Origin of the sequence: Paraburkholderia sp. Clong3 (assembly GCF_050436485.1) — a bacterium.
Taxonomy (GTDB): domain Bacteria; phylum Pseudomonadota; class Gammaproteobacteria; order Burkholderiales; family Burkholderiaceae; genus Paraburkholderia; species Paraburkholderia tuberum.
Genome location: NZ_JBNDMH010000002.1, coordinates 3,305,193 through 3,322,118 on the forward strand (window position 1 = coordinate 3,305,193; position 16,926 = coordinate 3,322,118).

Annotated in this window: 14 protein-coding genes; 6 read left to right on the top strand and 8 right to left on the bottom strand. The window is 67.3% G+C overall.

Annotation, left to right across the window (positions count from 1 at the left end; translation table 11 throughout):
• Window positions 1-159 precede the first annotated feature (159 nt).
• The 6 genes from OKW30_RS19310 to fliF all read right to left on the bottom strand — a co-directional run bounded on the left by OKW30_RS19310 (window position 160) and on the right by fliF (window position 7,594).
• Window positions 160-1,677 carry a flagellar hook-length control protein FliK gene (locus OKW30_RS19310; RefSeq protein ID WP_429347388.1) on the bottom strand — a complete coding sequence of 506 codons (1,518 nt, stop codon included), beginning with the start codon at window positions 1,675-1,677 and terminating at the stop codon, window positions 160-162.
• A gap of 61 nt (window positions 1,678-1,738) precedes the next feature.
• The gene (gene fliJ / locus OKW30_RS19315) at window positions 1,739-2,188 is read right to left on the bottom strand and encodes a flagellar export protein FliJ (protein ID WP_018418748.1); all 450 of its coding nucleotides are present in this window, start codon (window positions 2,186-2,188) and stop codon (window positions 1,739-1,741) included.
• Window positions 2,189-2,517: 329 nt separating this feature from the next.
• Window positions 2,518-4,143: a flagellar protein export ATPase FliI gene (gene fliI, locus OKW30_RS19320; protein ID WP_429347389.1), complete on the bottom strand. Its 1,626-nt coding sequence runs from the start codon at window positions 4,141-4,143 to the stop codon at window positions 2,518-2,520.
• A complete protein-coding gene (gene fliH, locus OKW30_RS19325; protein WP_184074511.1) occupies window positions 4,137-4,820 on the bottom strand; it encodes a flagellar assembly protein FliH in 684 nt (227 codons plus the stop codon). Before fliH ends, fliI begins: the two co-directional genes overlap by 7 nt.
• Window positions 4,813-5,808, bottom strand: a complete 996-nt coding sequence (gene fliG, locus OKW30_RS19330; RefSeq protein WP_184074509.1) for a flagellar motor switch protein FliG — start codon at window positions 5,806-5,808, stop codon at window positions 4,813-4,815. Before fliG ends, fliH begins: the two co-directional genes overlap by 8 nt.
• Window positions 5,798-7,594 carry a flagellar basal-body MS-ring/collar protein FliF gene (gene fliF / locus OKW30_RS19335; RefSeq protein ID WP_184074507.1) on the bottom strand — a complete coding sequence of 599 codons (1,797 nt, stop codon included), beginning with the start codon at window positions 7,592-7,594 and terminating at the stop codon, window positions 5,798-5,800. Before fliF ends, fliG begins: the two co-directional genes overlap by 11 nt.
• A 237-nt stretch (window positions 7,595-7,831) precedes the next feature.
• Between fliF and fliE the strand changes: the two genes are divergently transcribed.
• The 5 genes from fliE (at window position 7,832) to OKW30_RS19360 (ending at window position 11,032) form a co-directional block, all read left to right on the top strand.
• On the top strand, window positions 7,832-8,167 hold the full coding sequence (gene fliE / locus OKW30_RS19340) for a flagellar hook-basal body complex protein FliE (protein WP_184074505.1): 336 nt from the start codon (window positions 7,832-7,834) through the stop codon (window positions 8,165-8,167).
• 226 nt (window positions 8,168-8,393) lie between these two features.
• Complete coding sequence (gene fliS / locus OKW30_RS19345; RefSeq protein WP_184074503.1) at window positions 8,394-8,828, top strand: flagellar export chaperone FliS; 435 nt, start codon at window positions 8,394-8,396, stop codon at window positions 8,826-8,828.
• Window positions 8,825-9,151: a flagellar protein FliT gene (locus OKW30_RS19350; RefSeq protein WP_184074501.1), complete on the top strand. Its 327-nt coding sequence runs from the start codon at window positions 8,825-8,827 to the stop codon at window positions 9,149-9,151. The genes fliS and OKW30_RS19350 overlap by 4 nt, the downstream gene beginning before the upstream one ends.
• 106 nt (window positions 9,152-9,257) lie before the next feature.
• A complete protein-coding gene (locus tag OKW30_RS19355) occupies window positions 9,258-10,673 on the top strand; it encodes a flagellar hook-length control protein FliK (protein ID WP_429347390.1) in 1,416 nt (471 codons plus the stop codon).
• Window positions 10,673-11,032 (top strand): EscU/YscU/HrcU family type III secretion system export apparatus switch protein, encoded by a 360-nt coding sequence (locus OKW30_RS19360; protein WP_184074497.1) that lies wholly within the window; start codon window positions 10,673-10,675, stop codon window positions 11,030-11,032. Before OKW30_RS19355 ends, OKW30_RS19360 begins: the two co-directional genes overlap by 1 nt.
• A gap of 674 nt (window positions 11,033-11,706) precedes the next feature.
• Here the strand turns inward: OKW30_RS19360 and OKW30_RS19365 are convergent.
• Both OKW30_RS19365 and OKW30_RS19370 read right to left on the bottom strand, forming a co-directional pair.
• Window positions 11,707-13,125, bottom strand: a complete 1,419-nt coding sequence (locus OKW30_RS19365) for a coniferyl aldehyde dehydrogenase (protein ID WP_429347391.1) — start codon at window positions 13,123-13,125, stop codon at window positions 11,707-11,709.
• Between the two features lie 109 nt (window positions 13,126-13,234).
• Window positions 13,235-14,923 (bottom strand): isovaleryl-CoA dehydrogenase, encoded by a 1,689-nt coding sequence (locus OKW30_RS19370; protein WP_429347392.1) that lies wholly within the window; start codon window positions 14,921-14,923, stop codon window positions 13,235-13,237.
• Between the two features lie 316 nt (window positions 14,924-15,239).
• On the opposite strand from OKW30_RS19370, the gene OKW30_RS19375 reads away from it, so the two are divergent.
• Window positions 15,240-16,901 (top strand): GMC family oxidoreductase, encoded by a 1,662-nt coding sequence (locus tag OKW30_RS19375; protein ID WP_429347393.1) that lies wholly within the window; start codon window positions 15,240-15,242, stop codon window positions 16,899-16,901.
• Window positions 16,902-16,926: the final 25 nt, after the last annotated feature.

The window sequence follows — 16,926 nt, forward strand, 5'->3', positions numbered from 1 at the left end:
TAAGAGTTGGCGGTTTGAGCTGTCTTCTTTGCCTACTTTCTTTGCAGCAGCAAAGAAAGTAGGTGCCGCCCCGCACAGGGGCAACGCTAATAGACCGATAACAAAGCAAGGAAAGGCCAACAAAGCCAGACCAACGACAAAAAAGCGCCCCGCCTCGCTTCAGGCAAACGTATCGACCAATCCAACCTGCTGCCGCACGGCAACATTCCCGATGGCATCGCTGGAGCTGTCCCCTGCAAGGGCACCGCCACCACCACTACCCCTCTTCCCATTCCCCCCACCCGCGCCAGCGCTCTGCTGTTGTTGCCCGCTCTGCCGCGCAAACCCATCACTCACACTCGCACTGCCAAGCCCAATCCCATTCGACTCCATCGCCTCGCGAAGCTTCGGCAACGCCGCCTCGACCGCCTCCCGCACCGACTGGTGCTGCGAAACGAACAGCGCATGCGCATGGTTATCCGCCACCTGCAACACGACCTGCAACGGCCCCAGATCCTTCGGATTGAGCGTCAGCTCAGCACTCTGCGAATGCGCATTCGACAAAAACACCACCTTCTGGCTCAGCGCGTCTTCCCAGTCGCTCGTGCCGACCTGCGGCGTCAACGCATTCGCGGCGGCGGCCGCGCTCGCATTGCCCGTACTCTGCGCTGCCGCCGTCGTGCTCGCGGCGTTCGCTGCCGCTTGCGTCGCGGCGAGCGCGGCGTTCGCCGCCTCGGACGCGCTGCGCGCCGAGGCGAGGTTGTCCGCCTGGCCGCTCGTCGCGGCCGCGGCGCTCAACTCATCGGCGGCCGACTTCGCTGCCGACGGATCGGCCAGCGCGGTCGCGGCGGCCGTCGCCGTCGACGTCGTGTGGGTCGTCGAGGCGCCCTTGCCGTTGCCGAACAGGCCGCCCGCGAGCGTCTTGTCGTCCGACGTGCCGTTCAGGCCGTTTTTCGTGCTGCCCAAGCCGCCCGCCGCGCTCGACGCGCTCGCGGCTTTTGCGGCCGCGCCGGCAGCAAGCGCGGCCGCGGGCACCGCGCCCTGGCCGCTCGACAGCGCGGACAGCGCACTCTGCAACGCATCCTGCAGTGACTTCGGATCGACCGCGCCTTTCCTGCTTGCCGCGGTGGCCGCGAGCGCGCTCGTGGCCGTGCCGGCCAGTGCGCTCACCGCATCGGCGGCGGAGCTTGCGGCATCGGTCGTGGTGGTGGCGTTCGAGTCGGCGTTGTTGGCGACGACCTGTGCCTGCGCTTGCGCCTGAGCCTGGGCGGCAGCCGCAGCGGCGGCGAGCGCGCCAGCGTCGGTTTGCGCCTTGGTGTCTTTCTGCCTGGCTTGCGTCGCGCTCGCCTGGCTGTTCGATGTCTGCTGCGTTGGTGTCGTCGACGCCGTGGACGACGGCGATGACGCGCTGCTGCTGGCCGCGTTGCTCGCTGTGCCGTTGCCGTTCCGGCTGCCGCTCGCGCTCTGCTGCGAGGAAGCGGGCGGCGGCGCACTGGGCGCGCTAGGCGCCGAGGCTTGCGACGCCGTCGCTGAACTGGTCTGCTGTTGATTCGCGCTGTTCTGCTGGTCGATGCTTTGCTGCAAGGTCTGCGCGAACGGGCTCGAGCCCGCGGCGTTCGCGGACGCGCTGCTCGACCCATTGCCGCTCGTGTCGAGCAGCGTGCTCAGTTGGGAGCCGATCTGCGAAAGAAGCGACATAAAGAATCCTGTGAATCGGTCGAACGGGTGTGCCGTAGGGCGTTAGCCGCGAGGCAAGGCCTCACGCGCCGTCGGCTCGCATGCGCAGACTCCGCGCCGCATATTCGTCGGCGTCGCGCTGTTCGCGCCGCGCCGCAACCTTCGCCTCGGCCGCCTCGCCGCGCGCCTGCAGCACTTCGTACGAGCCGAGCTTCTGCTTGTGGCGCTGCCAGTCGGGCTTCGCCGCCTCGAGGCGCGCGCTCGCCGCCGCGAGCAGGCTGCGCTGCTGCTCGATCGCGGCATCGAGCGTGTCGATGAACGCCTGGAAGTTGCGCATGTTGCCGGCCGGCATGCCCGACTGCGCACTCTCCATGAAGCGTGCGTAGTATTCGTCGCGGTACTGCACGAGCGCATCGAGTTGCGCCTGTACGTCGTTGCGCTCGCGCTGCGCGCGGCCGAGCCGCTGCGCGGCGGCGTCCACGTCGTCCTGTGCGAGACCGATCAGCGTCTTGATCGGAAAATGTTTCGACATCGTCAGCCTCCTCGGCCCCAGGGTCTGTTTACATATGGAACGCACGTGCGTTGCCGCGAGAAGGGCCGCTCGCAAGGACTGCGACGCCGCGAATACTCGACGTATTCGCAAGGAGCATGACGCAGCGAGCGGCCCTTCTCGCGGCAACCCCAGTTCTGAATTTCATTCCAGGGGAATGCCCGCTATCGGCCGCATGGCGGCGTCGCGCGTCGCTCACGTGGCGAGGCCACGCAGCGCTCCTTACTCCTTGCCCTGCGCCCCGAAGGAAGTCCCCTTGGGGGACGGCCGATAGCGGGCATTCGCACGTGCGTTCCATATGTAAACAGACCCTAAGCAAACAGCGCGTTCAGCATGTCGATGCTCGGCTGGAAGTTCGCGCACTCGCGAAAGCCTTGCTGCAGGAACGCTTCCATCCGCGGATACAGCGCGATCGCGCGATCGAGCACCGCGTCGCGCCCGCTCGAATACGCGCCGACGTTGATCAGATCGCGGTTGCGCTGATAGCGCGACAGCATCTGCTTGAACATACGCGTTTTATTCAGATGGTTATCGTCGATCAGCGCGGTCATTGCCCGGCTAATCGACGCTTCGATATCGATCGCAGGGTAGTGGCCGGCTTCGGCGAGCGAGCGCGACAGCACGATGTGGCCGTCGAGAATCGCGCGCGCCGAGTCGGCGATCGGGTCCTGCTGGTCGTCGCCTTCGGTGAGCACCGTGTAGAACGCGGTGATCGAGCCGCCGCCCGCCGGTCCGTTGCCGGTGCGCTCGACGAGCGCCGGCAGCTTCGCGAACACCGACGGCGGATACCCCTTGGTCGCGGGCGGCTCGCCGATCGCGAGCGCGATCTCGCGCTGCGCCATCGCGTAACGGGTCAGCGAATCCATTAGCAACAGCACGTGCTTGCCCTGGTCGCGGAAGTATTCGGCGAGCGAGGTCGAGTACGCGGCGGCCTGCATCCGTAACAGCGGCGACACGTCGGCCGGCGCGGCGATCACGACCGAGCGCGCCAACCCTTCCTCGCCGAGAATCTGTTCGATGAACTCCTTCACTTCGCGGCCACGTTCGCCGATCAGGCCGATCACGATCACCTCGGCGCTGGTGTAGCGCGCCATCGTGCCGAGCAGCACCGATTTACCGACGCCCGAACCCGCGAACAGCCCCATCCGTTGACCACGACCGACCGTCAACAGCGAGTTGATCGCGCGCACGCCGACGTCGAGCACTTTGTGAATCGGCTCGCGATTGAGCGGATTGATGACCGGCGCGGACAGCGGCGCGTCCTTTTGCGTGCCGAGCGGGCCGAGCCCGTCGAGCGGACGGCCGGATGCGTCGAGCACGCGGCCGAGCAATTCCCAGCCGACCGGTAGACGCTTCGCGCCCGCGAGCGGGTCGGCGATCGGCGCGCTTTCGAGCGGAAAGACCCGCGCGCCGGGCAACAGGCCGATCACTTCGGTGGTCGGCATCAGGAACAGCTTGTCGCCGGAGAAGCCGACCACTTCGGCTTCGGCCATCGGCAGCGAACTGCCGGGCGGCAACTCGATCATCACTTCGGCGCCGACCGACAGACGCAGGCCGACCGCTTCGAGCACGAGACCGGCCGCGCGTGTGAGACGCCCGCACGCGCGCAGCGGCTTCGCGATCGCGTTGCGCGCGCGCAGCGCGTCGAGCTGGCCGCGCCATGCCTGCATGTGGGGATTGATGTCGAGCGCGGGATCGTAGGACGGCGCGTGCGGAGCGTGAGCGGCGTGGTCCGTCGCGGCGGACTCGCGGCTCGCCGCCGCGCCTGTCGCCGGATGTGCGCTCGCAGGAGCGTGCCATGCCGCATCCGGGGGCTCCGGAATAGCGGCCGACTCGACATCGGCCAGCGCCTCGGCGCCGAACGACGCCAACGCGAGCTCGCGTTCGAGCGGCGTCAGATCGCTCGCGCGGATCTCGTCGAGCGTCGGCTTCACCACGTGCTCACCTTGCCGAGCGCGGCGGCGACGCGCTGCCAGCGCGTGTCGATGCCCGCGTCGACCTCGCCGGTGCCGGCCTGCGCGCGGCAACCGCCACGCTCCACCGATGCGTCGGTGCGCACGGTCCAGCCGCGCGTTTGCAATTCATCGAGCAGATACGCCTCGACGACCGGCAGATCGGCGGGACTCACGATCAGCGCCGGCGCGCCGGCGAGCGCGGGCTCGGCCGCGAGTACCTCGCGCGCGGCCGCGATCAGCGCGATCGGGTCGTGCTGCACGTGCTGGCGCACGACCTGCTGCGCGATGTCGAGCGCGAGTGCGATCAGCGTTTCGGAGATCGCGTGCTGCGCGCCATCGAGCGCGCTCTTGAAGGTTTCGGCGAGCGCGGCGAGCCGCATCGCTTCCTCGCGCGCCTCGGTCTGGCCTTGCGCGAAACCCTGCGCGTGCCCCTGGTCATAGCCCGCCTGATAGCCGAGCGCCTGGCCGGCCACATGACCGGACGCGACGCCCTGTGCATGCGCGGCTTCGCGGCGGTGCTCGAGTTCGGCTTCGAACGCGCGCTCGTCGAACTCGGGTTCGGCCGGCGGCGGCGCCGGCGGAGCCGGGTCGAACGACGCCATCTCCCAGCGCTGGTAGGCCGAGAGGCTTTCCTTTGCCGGGGCGTTCGGATCAGACATAGGCGTCTTCCGCCTTGCCGCCTAGCGCGATCTGTCCGCTCTCGGCCAGGTTGCGCACGATCTGCAGGATGCGGCGCTGCTGCGTCTCGACTTCGGACACGCGTACCGGGCCGCGCGCGTCGAGGTCTTCGGCGAGCAACTCGGCCGCGCGCTGCGACATGTTCGACAGGAACTTCTGACGCAGCGCGGGCGCCGCGCCCTTCAGCGAGATGATCAGCGCTTCGGATTCGACTTCCTTCAGCAGCAGCTGGATCGCGCGGTCTTCGAGCTCGAGCAGGTTCTCGAACACGAACATCTGGTCGATGATCTTCTGCGCGAGCTCGGCGTCGTACTGGCGCACGTTTTCGATGACGCCTTCCTCGTGGTTGCTCGACATGAAGTTCAGAATCTCGGCGGCCGTGCGGATACCGCCCATCGGGCTGCGCTTCAGGTTGTCGCTGCCGGACAAGAGGCCGGTCAGCACGTCGTCGAGCTCGCGCAGCGCGGCCGGCTGGATGCCGTCGAGCGTCGCGATCCGCAGCAGCACGTCGTTGCGCAGCCGGTCCGTGAAACAGCCGACGATCTCCGAAGCCTGATCGCGGTCCAGATGCACGAGGATCGTCGCGATGATCTGCGGATGCTCGTTCTTGATCAGTTCCGCGACCGCCGCCGAGTCCATCCACTTCAGGCCTTCGATGCCGCTCGTGTCGCTGCCCTGCAGGATCCGGTCGATGATCGCGCCGGCCTTGTCGTCGCCGAGCGCCTTGGTCAGCACCGAGCGGATGTAATCGCTCGAATCGAGCGACATGCCGGTGTGCTGCTCGGCCTCGCGCACGAACTCCTGCAGCACCTCGTCCACCTGCTCGCGGGTGACGTTCTTCAGCGCGGCCATCGCTACGCCGATTTTCTGAACCTCACGGGGGCCCAGAAACTTGAACACCTGCGCCGCCTCTTCCTCGCCGATCGACATCAGCAGCAGCGCGCTCTTCACTACGCCTTCAGCGCTCATCGGACACCCAGTTCTTGACGACGGTTGCTACGACCTTCGGATCCTGACGCGCGATGCTGCGCGCGAACTCCAGGTTCCGCTCGTATTTGTGCTTCGCGTTTTCGAGCGCGAGCTGCTCGCTATCCGCTTCGATTTCGACCACCGCGCCATCGCGCTCCTCGGCCGGGATGCCGTCGAGCAGCACCGGTTCGTCGGGCCCCATCAGCGCGGCAACCGGCTCGGGCGGCGGCGGGAAGGCGCGGCGCAACGCCGGCTTCACCATCACGAAGTAGAGGAACAGGGCCACCGCGCCGATGCCGAGGTACGTCGCGATCTGCTTGTACAGCGCGAGCATGTCGGGCGTGCGCCACCACGGCAGGTCGGCGTTCGGGTCGAGCTCGGTGGTAAACGCGCTGTTGACCACGTTGACCGAGTCGCCGCGCGACGCGTCGAAGCCCATCGCGTCCTTCACGAGCTGGGTGATCTGCGCGAGCTTGTCGGCGCTGACCGGCTGCATCGTCACGTGACCCTTCGGATCGACGACCCGCAGATAATTGACGACCACCGCGACCGACAGCCGGCGGATGCCGCCCATCGGCTGGTCGACGTGGCGCACGGTCTTGTCGAGCTCGTAGTTGGTGGTCGAATCCTTGCGGTCGCTGACCGGCGTCGTGGTGACCGAGCTCGCGCCGTTGCCCGCCACGATCGGCGCGGAGGCCGGCTGCGGCGGCTGGTTCGACAGCGCGCCCGGCACCCCCGAGGCGCCGCCTTGCGACATTTCGGTGGCGCTGCTCGACTGCTGGCTGCGGATCGCGGCCTGCTGCGGATTGCCGTTCGGGCCGTAGTTCTCGGAGGTCTGCTCGCTGTGCGAGAAGTCGATGTCGGCACTGACCTGCGAGCGCGCGTTGCCAGCGCCGAACAGCGGCGCGAGGATCGTGTCGATGCGCTGCTGGGTGTTGCGCTCGATCTGCTGGCGGAACTTCAGCTGGGTCGCATCGAGTCCGCTGCCATTGGTGGGCTGCGTGAGCAGGTTGCCGTCCTGGTCGAGGATCGTCACGCCGCGCACCGGCATTTCCGGCACCGCCGACGCCACCATGTGCGTAATCGCGACGACCTGCCCTTCGTCGAGCACGCGGCCCGGGTACAGGTTCACGAGCACCGCCGCCGACGGCGCTTCCTTGTCGCGCACGAACACGCTCGGCTTCGGAATCGCGAGATGCACGCGCGCCGATTTGACGCTCGAGATCGCTTCGATCGTGCGTTCGAGTTCGCCTTCGAGCGCGCGCTGATAGTTGATCTGCTCGTCGAACTGGCTGATGCCGAATTTCTGGTTGTCCATCAGTTCGAAGCCGACCGAGCCACTCTTCGGCAGCCCCTGCGATGCGAGGCGCAGGCGCATCTCGTGGACCTGCTCGGCCGGCACGAGGATCGCGCTGCCGCTTTCGGACAGCTTGTACGGAATATTGGCCTGCTGCAGCGCGGTGATGATCGAGCCGCCGTCGCGGTCGGACAGATTGCTGTAGAGCACCTTGTAGCTGGGCGCGCGCGACCACAGGAACAGGCCGGCGACGACCGCCACCAGCAGCGCGACCGCGAACACGAGCGGCGCGCGCGGGTTGCCGCGCATCTGCGCGAGTCCGGACAGACGCTGGCCGAAATTGCCGCCGATACCTCCCAGGCCGCCGAGGCCACCGAGGTCGGCAGTGCCGCCGGCCTGGCCGCTGCCGGCTTGACCGGCAGCGGGCTGCGCGCCGGCGAGCCCCATACGGGCGTCGGGGTTGATCAAAGAGTTGGCTGACGAATCCATGCGTCGGGTTTCTCCGGGGAATGCCTTGGCGTTCTGTCGTGATGCCGCGCCGGGGCTCGGCGGACGGACAGAGACTTTCACGTTTGAAATTATCCGCAGCGCCGCTCAACCCGATTGCTTGAATAGAGCCGGGTTTCCCCTCTAGTTTCGGGACTTTCCGCGAGGAGCCGCTGCTATGCTTTCGTCCAGATCGGTACACCGTCCTGGCGGTCCGGTCGCACATCCAACGGAGAAAACATGACCATGCCCGTGAACGCGCTATCGTCGGCGCTGCAACAGATGCAGGCGATGGCGGCGCAGGCGGCCGGCGACGCGACCCCGGCGGCGGAGCAATCCGGCGCGGCGACGCCCACCAACTTCGCGGCGGCGCTGAAGGCTTCGCTCGACAAGATCAGCGGCGACCAGCAGAAGGCGATCGGCGAGTCGCAGGCGTTCGAGCTCGGCGCGTCGAACGTCTCGCTGAACGACGTGATGGTCGACATGCAGAAGGCCAACGTCGGCTTCCAGTTCGGCCTGCAGGTGCGCAACAAGCTGGTCGCCGCGTACAACGACATCGCGCAGATGTCGATCTGAGCGGGATCGCGCGTGTCCGCCTGAAGGACTGCCTGAAGGTCCACACGAGTCCCGTCCGCCGTGTTTCCCGGGCCCGCCCAGCGGCGCTTTCGATCCTCCTTACACCGGACTAAAGCTTTGTCGTCGCGCATCCGATAACCCAATTACAGGTCAGCGACCGGCGCGTCGACGCGCCGCGCGGCCACGCCACGACTTAACCGCAGCCAGTATCAGAGGAGGAGCGCCGATGTTTTCCCAAGGGCACGCTGGAGCCAACGCGTATGCGCGTGTCGGTATCGAAACATCCGTGATGGGCGCAAGTCCGCATCGTCTGATCGTGTTGCTGTACCAGGGCGCACGCCAGGCGATCGCGCAAAGCCGCATGCATTTGCAGCAGGGCAACGTGGCCGAGCGTGGCATGGCGATCAGCAAGGCGATCCGGATCATTGAAAGCGGGCTGCAGCTGTCGCTCAACCTCGAGGTGGGCGGCGAAATCGCCGAACGGCTCAATGCTTTGTACGACTATATGGCGCGTCGACTGTTGCAAGCCAATATCAATCAGAGCGAGGCGATGCTCGTGGAGGTGGACCGTCTGCTCGCGACGCTCGAAGAGGCATGGATCGGGATAGCCCCGGAGATCGCGCGGATGGCAGCACAGCCAGCCGCGGAAAGCCTGAGATGACATCGAACGCAGAATATTTTGCCCGCTACGAGGCGATCGCGGCGCTGTCCTGCCGCATGCTGATGGCGGCCCGTCGCGCACTGTGGAACGACCTGGTGCACTTGCAGGAAGAGTATCGGCAGCTGGTCGAAGCGCTGCGCGAAGCCGACGTGGGCGTCAAGCTCGACGAGGCCGAACGCCTGCGCAAGTACGCGCTGATCCGCCAGATCCTCGCCGACGACGCCGCGATCCGCGACCTCGCGAATCCGTGCATGGCGCATCTGTCGGCGCTGTTCGCCGGCCGGTCGACGCGCGTGCTGAAGGAGTTGTACGGGGCGCGCTGAGCGCGAGCGGGCGCGCGCGTGAGCTGGCGCCACGCCGCACGCGTCTGAAGGATCGGAGCAATCAGAGCATCGCGCGCGTTGCCGCCGATGCGACCAAGGAATCGGCATGAACGGAATCGATTCGGCCCTCGCTTCGGTGCTGTCGAGCCGGATCGACAGCCTGCTCAGCATCGCGCCGGGAACCGCGACCACCTCGCAGACCGGCGCGGCCGGCGTCGATACCGCGGTTCCCGCGGCGCCTGCGAACGTGACGCCCGCGCCCCAGCCGTCCGCGCAAACCGCGCTGTCGGCCGTCGCGCTGACGCTGAATGCGATTGCGCACTCAGGCGGCGAGGCCACACCGGCGGTGCTCGGCCGCGCGCCGATCTGGGCGACCGCGCCGGCGCTCGACGTCGCCGTCGAAAGCTTGCCGCTGACCGATGCGGCGGGCGCCGCGACAGTCAATATCGCTGCCGGCGATTCCGCCGCTGCTGCCAACACCAATACCAATCCCAACGCTGCCGCCAGCGCAACCGCGACCGCCACCGCGAGCGTGGCGGCGACCGAAGTGCCGGTCGCGGCGCTCGCTGCCGCGCTGCAACAGACGCTCGCCGACAGCGGCCTGTTCTACGAGGCGCATCTCGCGGCGTGGCTGGTCGGCCAGCGTTCGCCGGCCCAACTGGCGAACGAGGCGCAGAACCAGCTCGTCGCAGATTCTCAATTGCCTCCCGACTGGAGCGCCGACGCTGGCGACGCGAGCGCGCGGACCGCTGCGGCGAACGGAGCCCCCGAGGCAACGCCACGCGGCACGGCGAACGTTGCCGAGAACAACCCTGCCATGCACGCGATGCCGTCGATCCTGACCGCGCAGGCCGCGCGACTCGTCGCGGGCGAGCTGCTGGCCAGCTCGGTGTCCGACCTGAATGGTCAGTCCACACACGCGGGGCTGCACAGCGCGGTGTCTCAGGCGGCCGATGCCGGCTCGTCGCAGAGCGCGCAGGCGATGGCGGCGGCGGTGCATCCGGCGACGGTGCCGCTCGTGCGCCAGCAGCTCGATCTGCTTGCGACCGGACAGTTCCGCTGGACCGGCGAGGCGTGGCCCGGCGCGCGTCTGGACTGGACGATCGAGCAGGATGGCGACGAATGGGACCGCAGCGGCGGCGGCCTCGCGAGCGAGGAGGACCAGCCGTGGCGCACGCGCCTGACGCTGTCGCTGCCGACGCTCGGCACCGTCGATGCCGAACTGACGCTGACCGGCACGCGGCTGACCGCGCGCGTGCAGGCGAGCCCGCGGGGCGCCGCGCGGCTCGCGATGCAGGGGGACGGTTTCCGTCAGCGGCTCGCGGCGGCGGGGCTCGAGTTGCAGGGATTGACGATTCGCGAGATCGGCGGCGGTGTGCCTGGTACTACCGCGGCGGGCACCTCGGCGGCGGGTGCGCAGGCCGCGAGCGCGTATGCACGGTCGGCGTCGGCGGCTGTGGCCACGTCGACGGCGTCGGCGTCGGGCGCCGCATCGCGCGACGACCTCGATTGGGATATCTGATGAGCCGCACCCATCGTCGCAGCGCGGCTGCGCTTGTTTATGACGCTCATGGCGGCGAGCCCGCCCCGCGTCTGGTCGCCAAGGGGTATGGGCTGCTCGCTGAGATGATCGTGCAGCGCGCGAAGGAGGCAGGGCTGTATGTGCATGAGGCGCCCGAGATGGTGTCGCTGCTGATGCAAGTCGATCTGGATGCGCGGATTCCACCGCAGCTTTATCAGGCTGTCGCCGAGTTGCTGGCCTGGTTGCATCGGCTCGAGAGTGGGGTTGATGCTGAGACGGGCAATGGCGCTGGCGCGCCGGATGTGGTTGATGTTGTTGCTACTGATGTGCCTGGCGGCGCTAGTACTGCGGATCACTGAAGGGGTGTGTTTGCCCTTCTGCAGGGCGGGCGCTTTTTTGTCGTTGTTCTTTGCGGTGTTGGCCTTTCCTTGTTGTCTTATCGGTCTATTGGCGTTGCCCCTGTGCGGGGCGGCACCTACTTTCTTTGCTGCTGCAAAGAAAGTAGGCAAAGAAGACAGCTAAAACCGCTAGCTCATAAGCGGGTCCCCTGGCTTGGAGGGGGTAGGGGTGCATCTGGAATCCGGGCCCCCGCACATTCCGCCCTTCGTGACAAAGCCGTCATCCCTCCCACTCCGCACTACGTGCGTCGCGGACGGGTCTGCCAGGGAAACCAATGGTTTTGCCCGCGCAGCGGGGGCCCCCGGCTGCGCCTCGGCGATGCGCCGAAACAACCGGTGGTTTTTGAGCGGGGTTTCGGCGCGCGTAGCGCCGCCGGAAGAATGACTGCCTTGTCACTGGCGCGGAATGTGCGGGAGCACGGATTCCAGATGCACCACTACCTCATGCAGCCCGAGGGACCCGCTTAAGAGTTTGCGGTTTTAGCTGTCTTCTTTGCCTACTTTCTTTGCAGCAGCAAAGAAAGTAGGTGCCGCCCCGCACAGGGGCAACGCTAATAGACCGATAAGACAACAAGGAAAGGCCAACACCGTAAAGAACAACGACAAAAAAGGCCTCCCCCCGCCCAGGGGCAAAATCAAAACCTCATCATCAACTTCAACACCGCGTTCACGCGCCTCCCGTACGGTGGCGAAATCAACCCGCGCGCATTCAAGCGCGCCTGCATGAGCACGGGCTTCATCTTGGAAAAAGTAACGAACCCCTCGTACCCGTGGTACGCCCCCATCCCACTCGCCCCGACCCCGCCGAACGGCAAACTCTCACATGCCAGATGCATCAGCGTCTCGTTAACCGCCATGCCGCCGGCGATCGTTTCATGCGTGACACGTTCAACCGTCCGCGCATCGTCGGCATAGAGATAAAGCGCCAGCGGCCGCGGCCGCGCATTGATCCACGCGATCGCGTCGTCGAGCGTGTCGTACGGCACGAGCGGCAACAGCGGCCCGAAAATCTCCTCCTGCATCAGCGCGCATTCGTCCGGCGCGCCAGTCACGGCGATCAGAGGAAAGCGCCGGTTCCCGGCATCGGGCGTCGCGTTGGTCAGCGCATGCAATTGCGCGCCCGCAGCCCGCGCTTCGTCGGCGAGACGTTCGAGCCGCTCGAAGTGCCGCGAAGAAATGATCGACGTGTAATCCGGGTTCTGCGCGAAGTCCGGATACATCCTCGCCATCCGCACGCGCGCCCGTTCGATGAACGCCTGCTCCTTGCCGCGCGGCACCAGCACGTAGTCGGGCGCCACACAGGTCTGCCCCGCGTTCAGCGTCTTGCCGGCGATCAGATTGTCGACCGCGTTGTCGAAACGCGCATGCGCGCCGATCAGCGCCGGCGACTTGCCGCCGAGTTCGAGCGTGACCGGCGTCAGATGCTCGGCCGCCGCGCGCATCACTTCGTGACCGACCTTCGTCGAGCCGGTGAACAGCAGATGGTCGAACGGCAGCGCGCTGAACGCGGCCGCGAGCGCCGCATCGCCGTTGACGACCGCGACGTGAGTGCGCGCGAACGTATGACCGATCAGCAGCTCGAATAGCGCCGAGGTGCGCGGCGTCAGTTCGGACATCTTGATGATCGCGCGATTGCCCGCCGTCAGCGCGCTGATCAACGGGCCGACCGCGAGCAGCACCGGATAATTCCACGGCACGATGATGCCGACCACGCCGAGCGGCTGCGGCACCACCTTCGCGCGCGCCGGCAGCAGCCACTTGTTGGTGCGGCGGCGCTGCGCTTTCATCCAGCGCTTGCCGTGACGCAGCGCGGCGTCGATCTCTTCCTTCACGAGCAGGAATTCGGCGAGCAGCACCTCTTCCTTCGCGCGATTGCCGAAGTCCGCGTGCATCGCGTCGGCAAGCGCGTCGCGATTGTCGAGCATCAGCTTGCGCAGCGCACGCAGATGCGTCGCGCGCGTGTCCCACGACGGATACGGCGCGCGCAGATACGCATGACGTTGATCGCGCAACAGTGCTTGGAGCGCGGCGACCTCCGGCACATCGTTCTTCATGTGAGTCCACTCCCAGACGGATGACCGTGCGCGTCGAGCGCACTTATATTGGTTTGAGGTTGAGTCGGAGTTGCGAGCGGTGCGCTCGGGGTTTGCGCGCCCGCCGCGTTTACGCGGGAAAGGCGCGCTCGACGATCGCCGCGTGATCGAACGTGGCCGGCAGCGTGCCGTACACGCGGCCGCTTTCGCCGCAGCCGTCGGCGAGACGTGTCGCGATGAACGCGTCGGCGACCCCGGCGGGCGCGTGCTGCGCGAGCAGCGTCGCCTGCGCGATCAGCACGATCTGCTGCGCGATACGTCGAGCCGACGCCTCGCGCGGTTCGGCCGGTCCGTTCAGTGTCGCGGCGAGACGCGCGAGCGCCGCGCCCAACGCCGGATGCGCGCGCGCGACGTCCTGCCAGGCGGCGAACAGCGCTTGCGCGGCCTGCGGCTCGCGCTCCATCGCGCGCAGCACGTCGAGGCACATCACGTTGCCCGAGCCTTCCCAGATCGAGTTGACCGGCGCCTCGCGATAGAAGCGCGCCATCGGCCCGGTTTCGACGTAGCCGTTGCCGCCCCAGACTTCCATCGCCTCGCCGGTGAATTCGAGCGCGCGCTTGCAGACCCAGTACTTCGCGGCAGGCGTAACGATGCGCCGCCAGGCGCGTTCGGCCGAGGAAGCCGACGACGCGTCGGCGGATTCCTCGAACGCGCGCGCGAGACGCATGAACAGCACCGTAGCCGCTTCGGATTCGAGCGCGAGATCGGCGAGCACGTTGCGCATCAGCGGCTGCTCGGCAAGGTGCCGGCCGAACGCGCTGCGATGCCGCGCATGATGGACCGCCTGCACGAGCGCGGCACGCATCAGCGCGGCGCTGCCGATCACGCAGTCGAGCCGCGTGTAGCTCGCCATTTCGATGATGGTCGGCACGCCGCGTCCTTCGTCGCCGATCATCACACCGTACGCGTCGAGAAATTCGACTTCGCTGCTTGCGTTGGAGCGATTGCCGAGCTTGTCCTTCAGACGCTGGATCTGCACCGCGTTCTTGCTGCCGTCCGGCACGAAGCGCGGCACGAAAAAGCACGACAGCCCCTCGTGCGTGTCGGTGCGCGCGAGCACCAGATGCGCGTCGCACTGCGGCGCCGAGAAGAACCATTTATGACCGACGAGCCGGTAGGCGCCGCCGCGTCCGCCGGCACCGTCGAACGCATGGGCGCGCGTGCGGTTGCTGCGCACGTCGGAGCCGCCCTGTTTCTCGGTCATGCCCATGCCGATCATCGCCGAGCGCTTTTGCGTGAGCGGCACGTCGCGCGGATCGTGCTCGCGTGTGTACAACTGGTCGCGCAGCGTATCGAACAACGTGGATTCGCGCTGCAACACCGGAATGCTCGCGAATGTCATCGTCAGTGGGCACAGCGAGCCGGATTCGATCTGCGCATGCATGAAGTAGCCGGCGCAGCGCGCAGCCATCGCGCCGCTTCGCGGCTCGGCGAACGGAAGCGCGTGTAGCCCTTCGCGGCGCAGCAGCGCGAGCAGTTCATGCCACGCGGGATGGAACTCGAGCGCGTCGATGCGCTCGCCGCGCGGACTATGCGTGACCAGCTCCGGCGTATGGCGGTTGGCGAGCTCCGCGAGCGCGAGCGTGTCGGGCGTCGTCAGCGTCGCGCCGTGTCGCAGCAGCGCCTCGCGATGCCAGCTCGCGCCGTCGCGATCGACGGCCGCGCTCAAAGCGGCGTCGCTCGCGAACAGGTTGTAGTCCGCGAGCGGCGGTGCCTGATTCGTCACCTCGTGAGTCTGGCCGAAGCCGTGCCGTTCCATCTGCTGTCTCCGTGCTTTCGCTATTGTGCGCCGCTTCGCCGACGGCATCCCCGATGCGCTTTGTCGCATCTGTTCGAGCGCCGCGCGTGATGCCGCATGCCGGAAGGAGGGCGCGCGTCGCGCCATGTTTGGAAGCCGCGCGCGGGCCGTACGCGCCTTTCATCATAGGGGCGCGTTGCCGCCGGCGTTTAGAGGAATCGTTCTGTCAGGGAGCCGCCGCAGCCCCAATACGCTCCCTACAATGCGCAGAAAACACACGTAGACAAGTGTGCACGAGACAGGGTCCGCGAGCAACGCGGCCCATCAGGAGGAGCGCATGCAATACGACTACATCGTCGTCGGTGCGGGCTCGGGCGGCTGCACGCTCGCGAGCCGTCTCGCGGATAGCTGTCCCGACGCGACCATCGCGCTGATCGAGGCCGGTCCGCATACCGGGCGCAATCTGTTGGTGAACATGCCGGTCGGCGTCGCGGCCGTGGTGCCGAATAGACTGAAGACCAACTACGGCTACCTGACCACGCCGCAGCCGGGGCTCGCCGGTCGCCAGGGCTATCAGCCGCGCGGACGCGGTTTCGGCGGATCGAGCGCGATCAACGCGATGATCTACACGCGCGGCCATCCGCTCGATTACGACGAGTGGGCGCGGCTCGGCTGCGACGGCTGGTCGTGGGCCGAGGTGCTGCCGTATTTCCGCCGCGCCGAACACAACGAGCGCGGCGCCGATGCGTGGCATGGCGAGGCCGGTCCGCTGACCGTGTCCGATCTGCGCTTCAGGAATCCGTTTTCCAGGCGCTTCGTGCAGGCCGCGCTCGAAGCGGGCTACAAAGCGAACGACGACTTCAACGGCGCGGACCAGGAAGGCATCGGCTTCTATCAGGTCACGCAACGTGACGGGCGCCGTTGCAGCGTCGCGCGCGCGTACATCTACGACCGGCCGCGCGCGAACCTGCACACGATGGCCGACGCGACCGTGCTGCGCGTCGTGTTCGACGGCAAGCGCGCGAGCGGCGTCGAAATCGTGCGCGGCGGCCGCGCCGAAACGCTCGCGGCGCGCGCCGAGGTCGTGCTCGCCGCTGGGGCGTTCAACTCGCCGCAACTGTTGATGTGTTCGGGCATCGGGCCGGCCGCGCATCTGCGCTCGCTCGGCATCGACGTGCTTCACGATGCGCCCGAGGTCGGCCAGAACCTGATCGATCACATCGATTTCACGATCAACAAGCGCGTGAGGTCGATCGAGCCCACCGGCTTCTCGGTGCGCGGCATCGCACGGATGCTGCCGCAATTCGTGACCTTCATGCGACACGGGCGCGGCATGCTGTCGAGCAACGTCGCCGAGGCGGGCGGTTTTCTGAAGAGCCGGCCGACGCTCGCGCGGCCCGATCTGCAACTGCATTTCTGCGCGGCGATCGTCGACGATCACAACCGCCATATGCACTGGGGCCACGGCTATTCGCTGCATGTATGCGTGCTGCGTCCGCATAGCCGCGGCACCGTGACGCTCGCAAGCGCGGATGCGCGTGTCGCGCCGCTGATCGATCCGCGCTTTCTAAGCGATGCGCGCGATCTCGATCTGCTCGTCGAGGGCGCGAAGATGGCGCGGCGCATTCTCGGCGCGCCGTCGCTCGCGCTGCACGGCGGCGAGGAGTTGTACACGCGGCCGGGGCAATCGGATGCGGAGCTGCGCCAGACGATCGCCGAGCGCGCGGACACGATCTATCACCCGGTCGCGACCTGCCGGATGGGCGGCGACGCGCGCTCGGTCGTCGATCCGCAATTGCGCGTGCGCGGCGTGACGGGGTTGAGGATCGTCGATGCGTCGGTCATGCCGACCCTGATCGGCGGCAACACCAATTCGCCGACGGTGATGATCGGCGAACGGGCGGCGGAGTTGATCGCGACGAGCCGGCGAGACGGAGCGGGGAGGTCGGCGACGGTGACGCCCCCGAACCCGCGTGACATGCCGGCGCAGGCGGTTTGATCGCCGTTTGCAAGGAGGTCGGCAA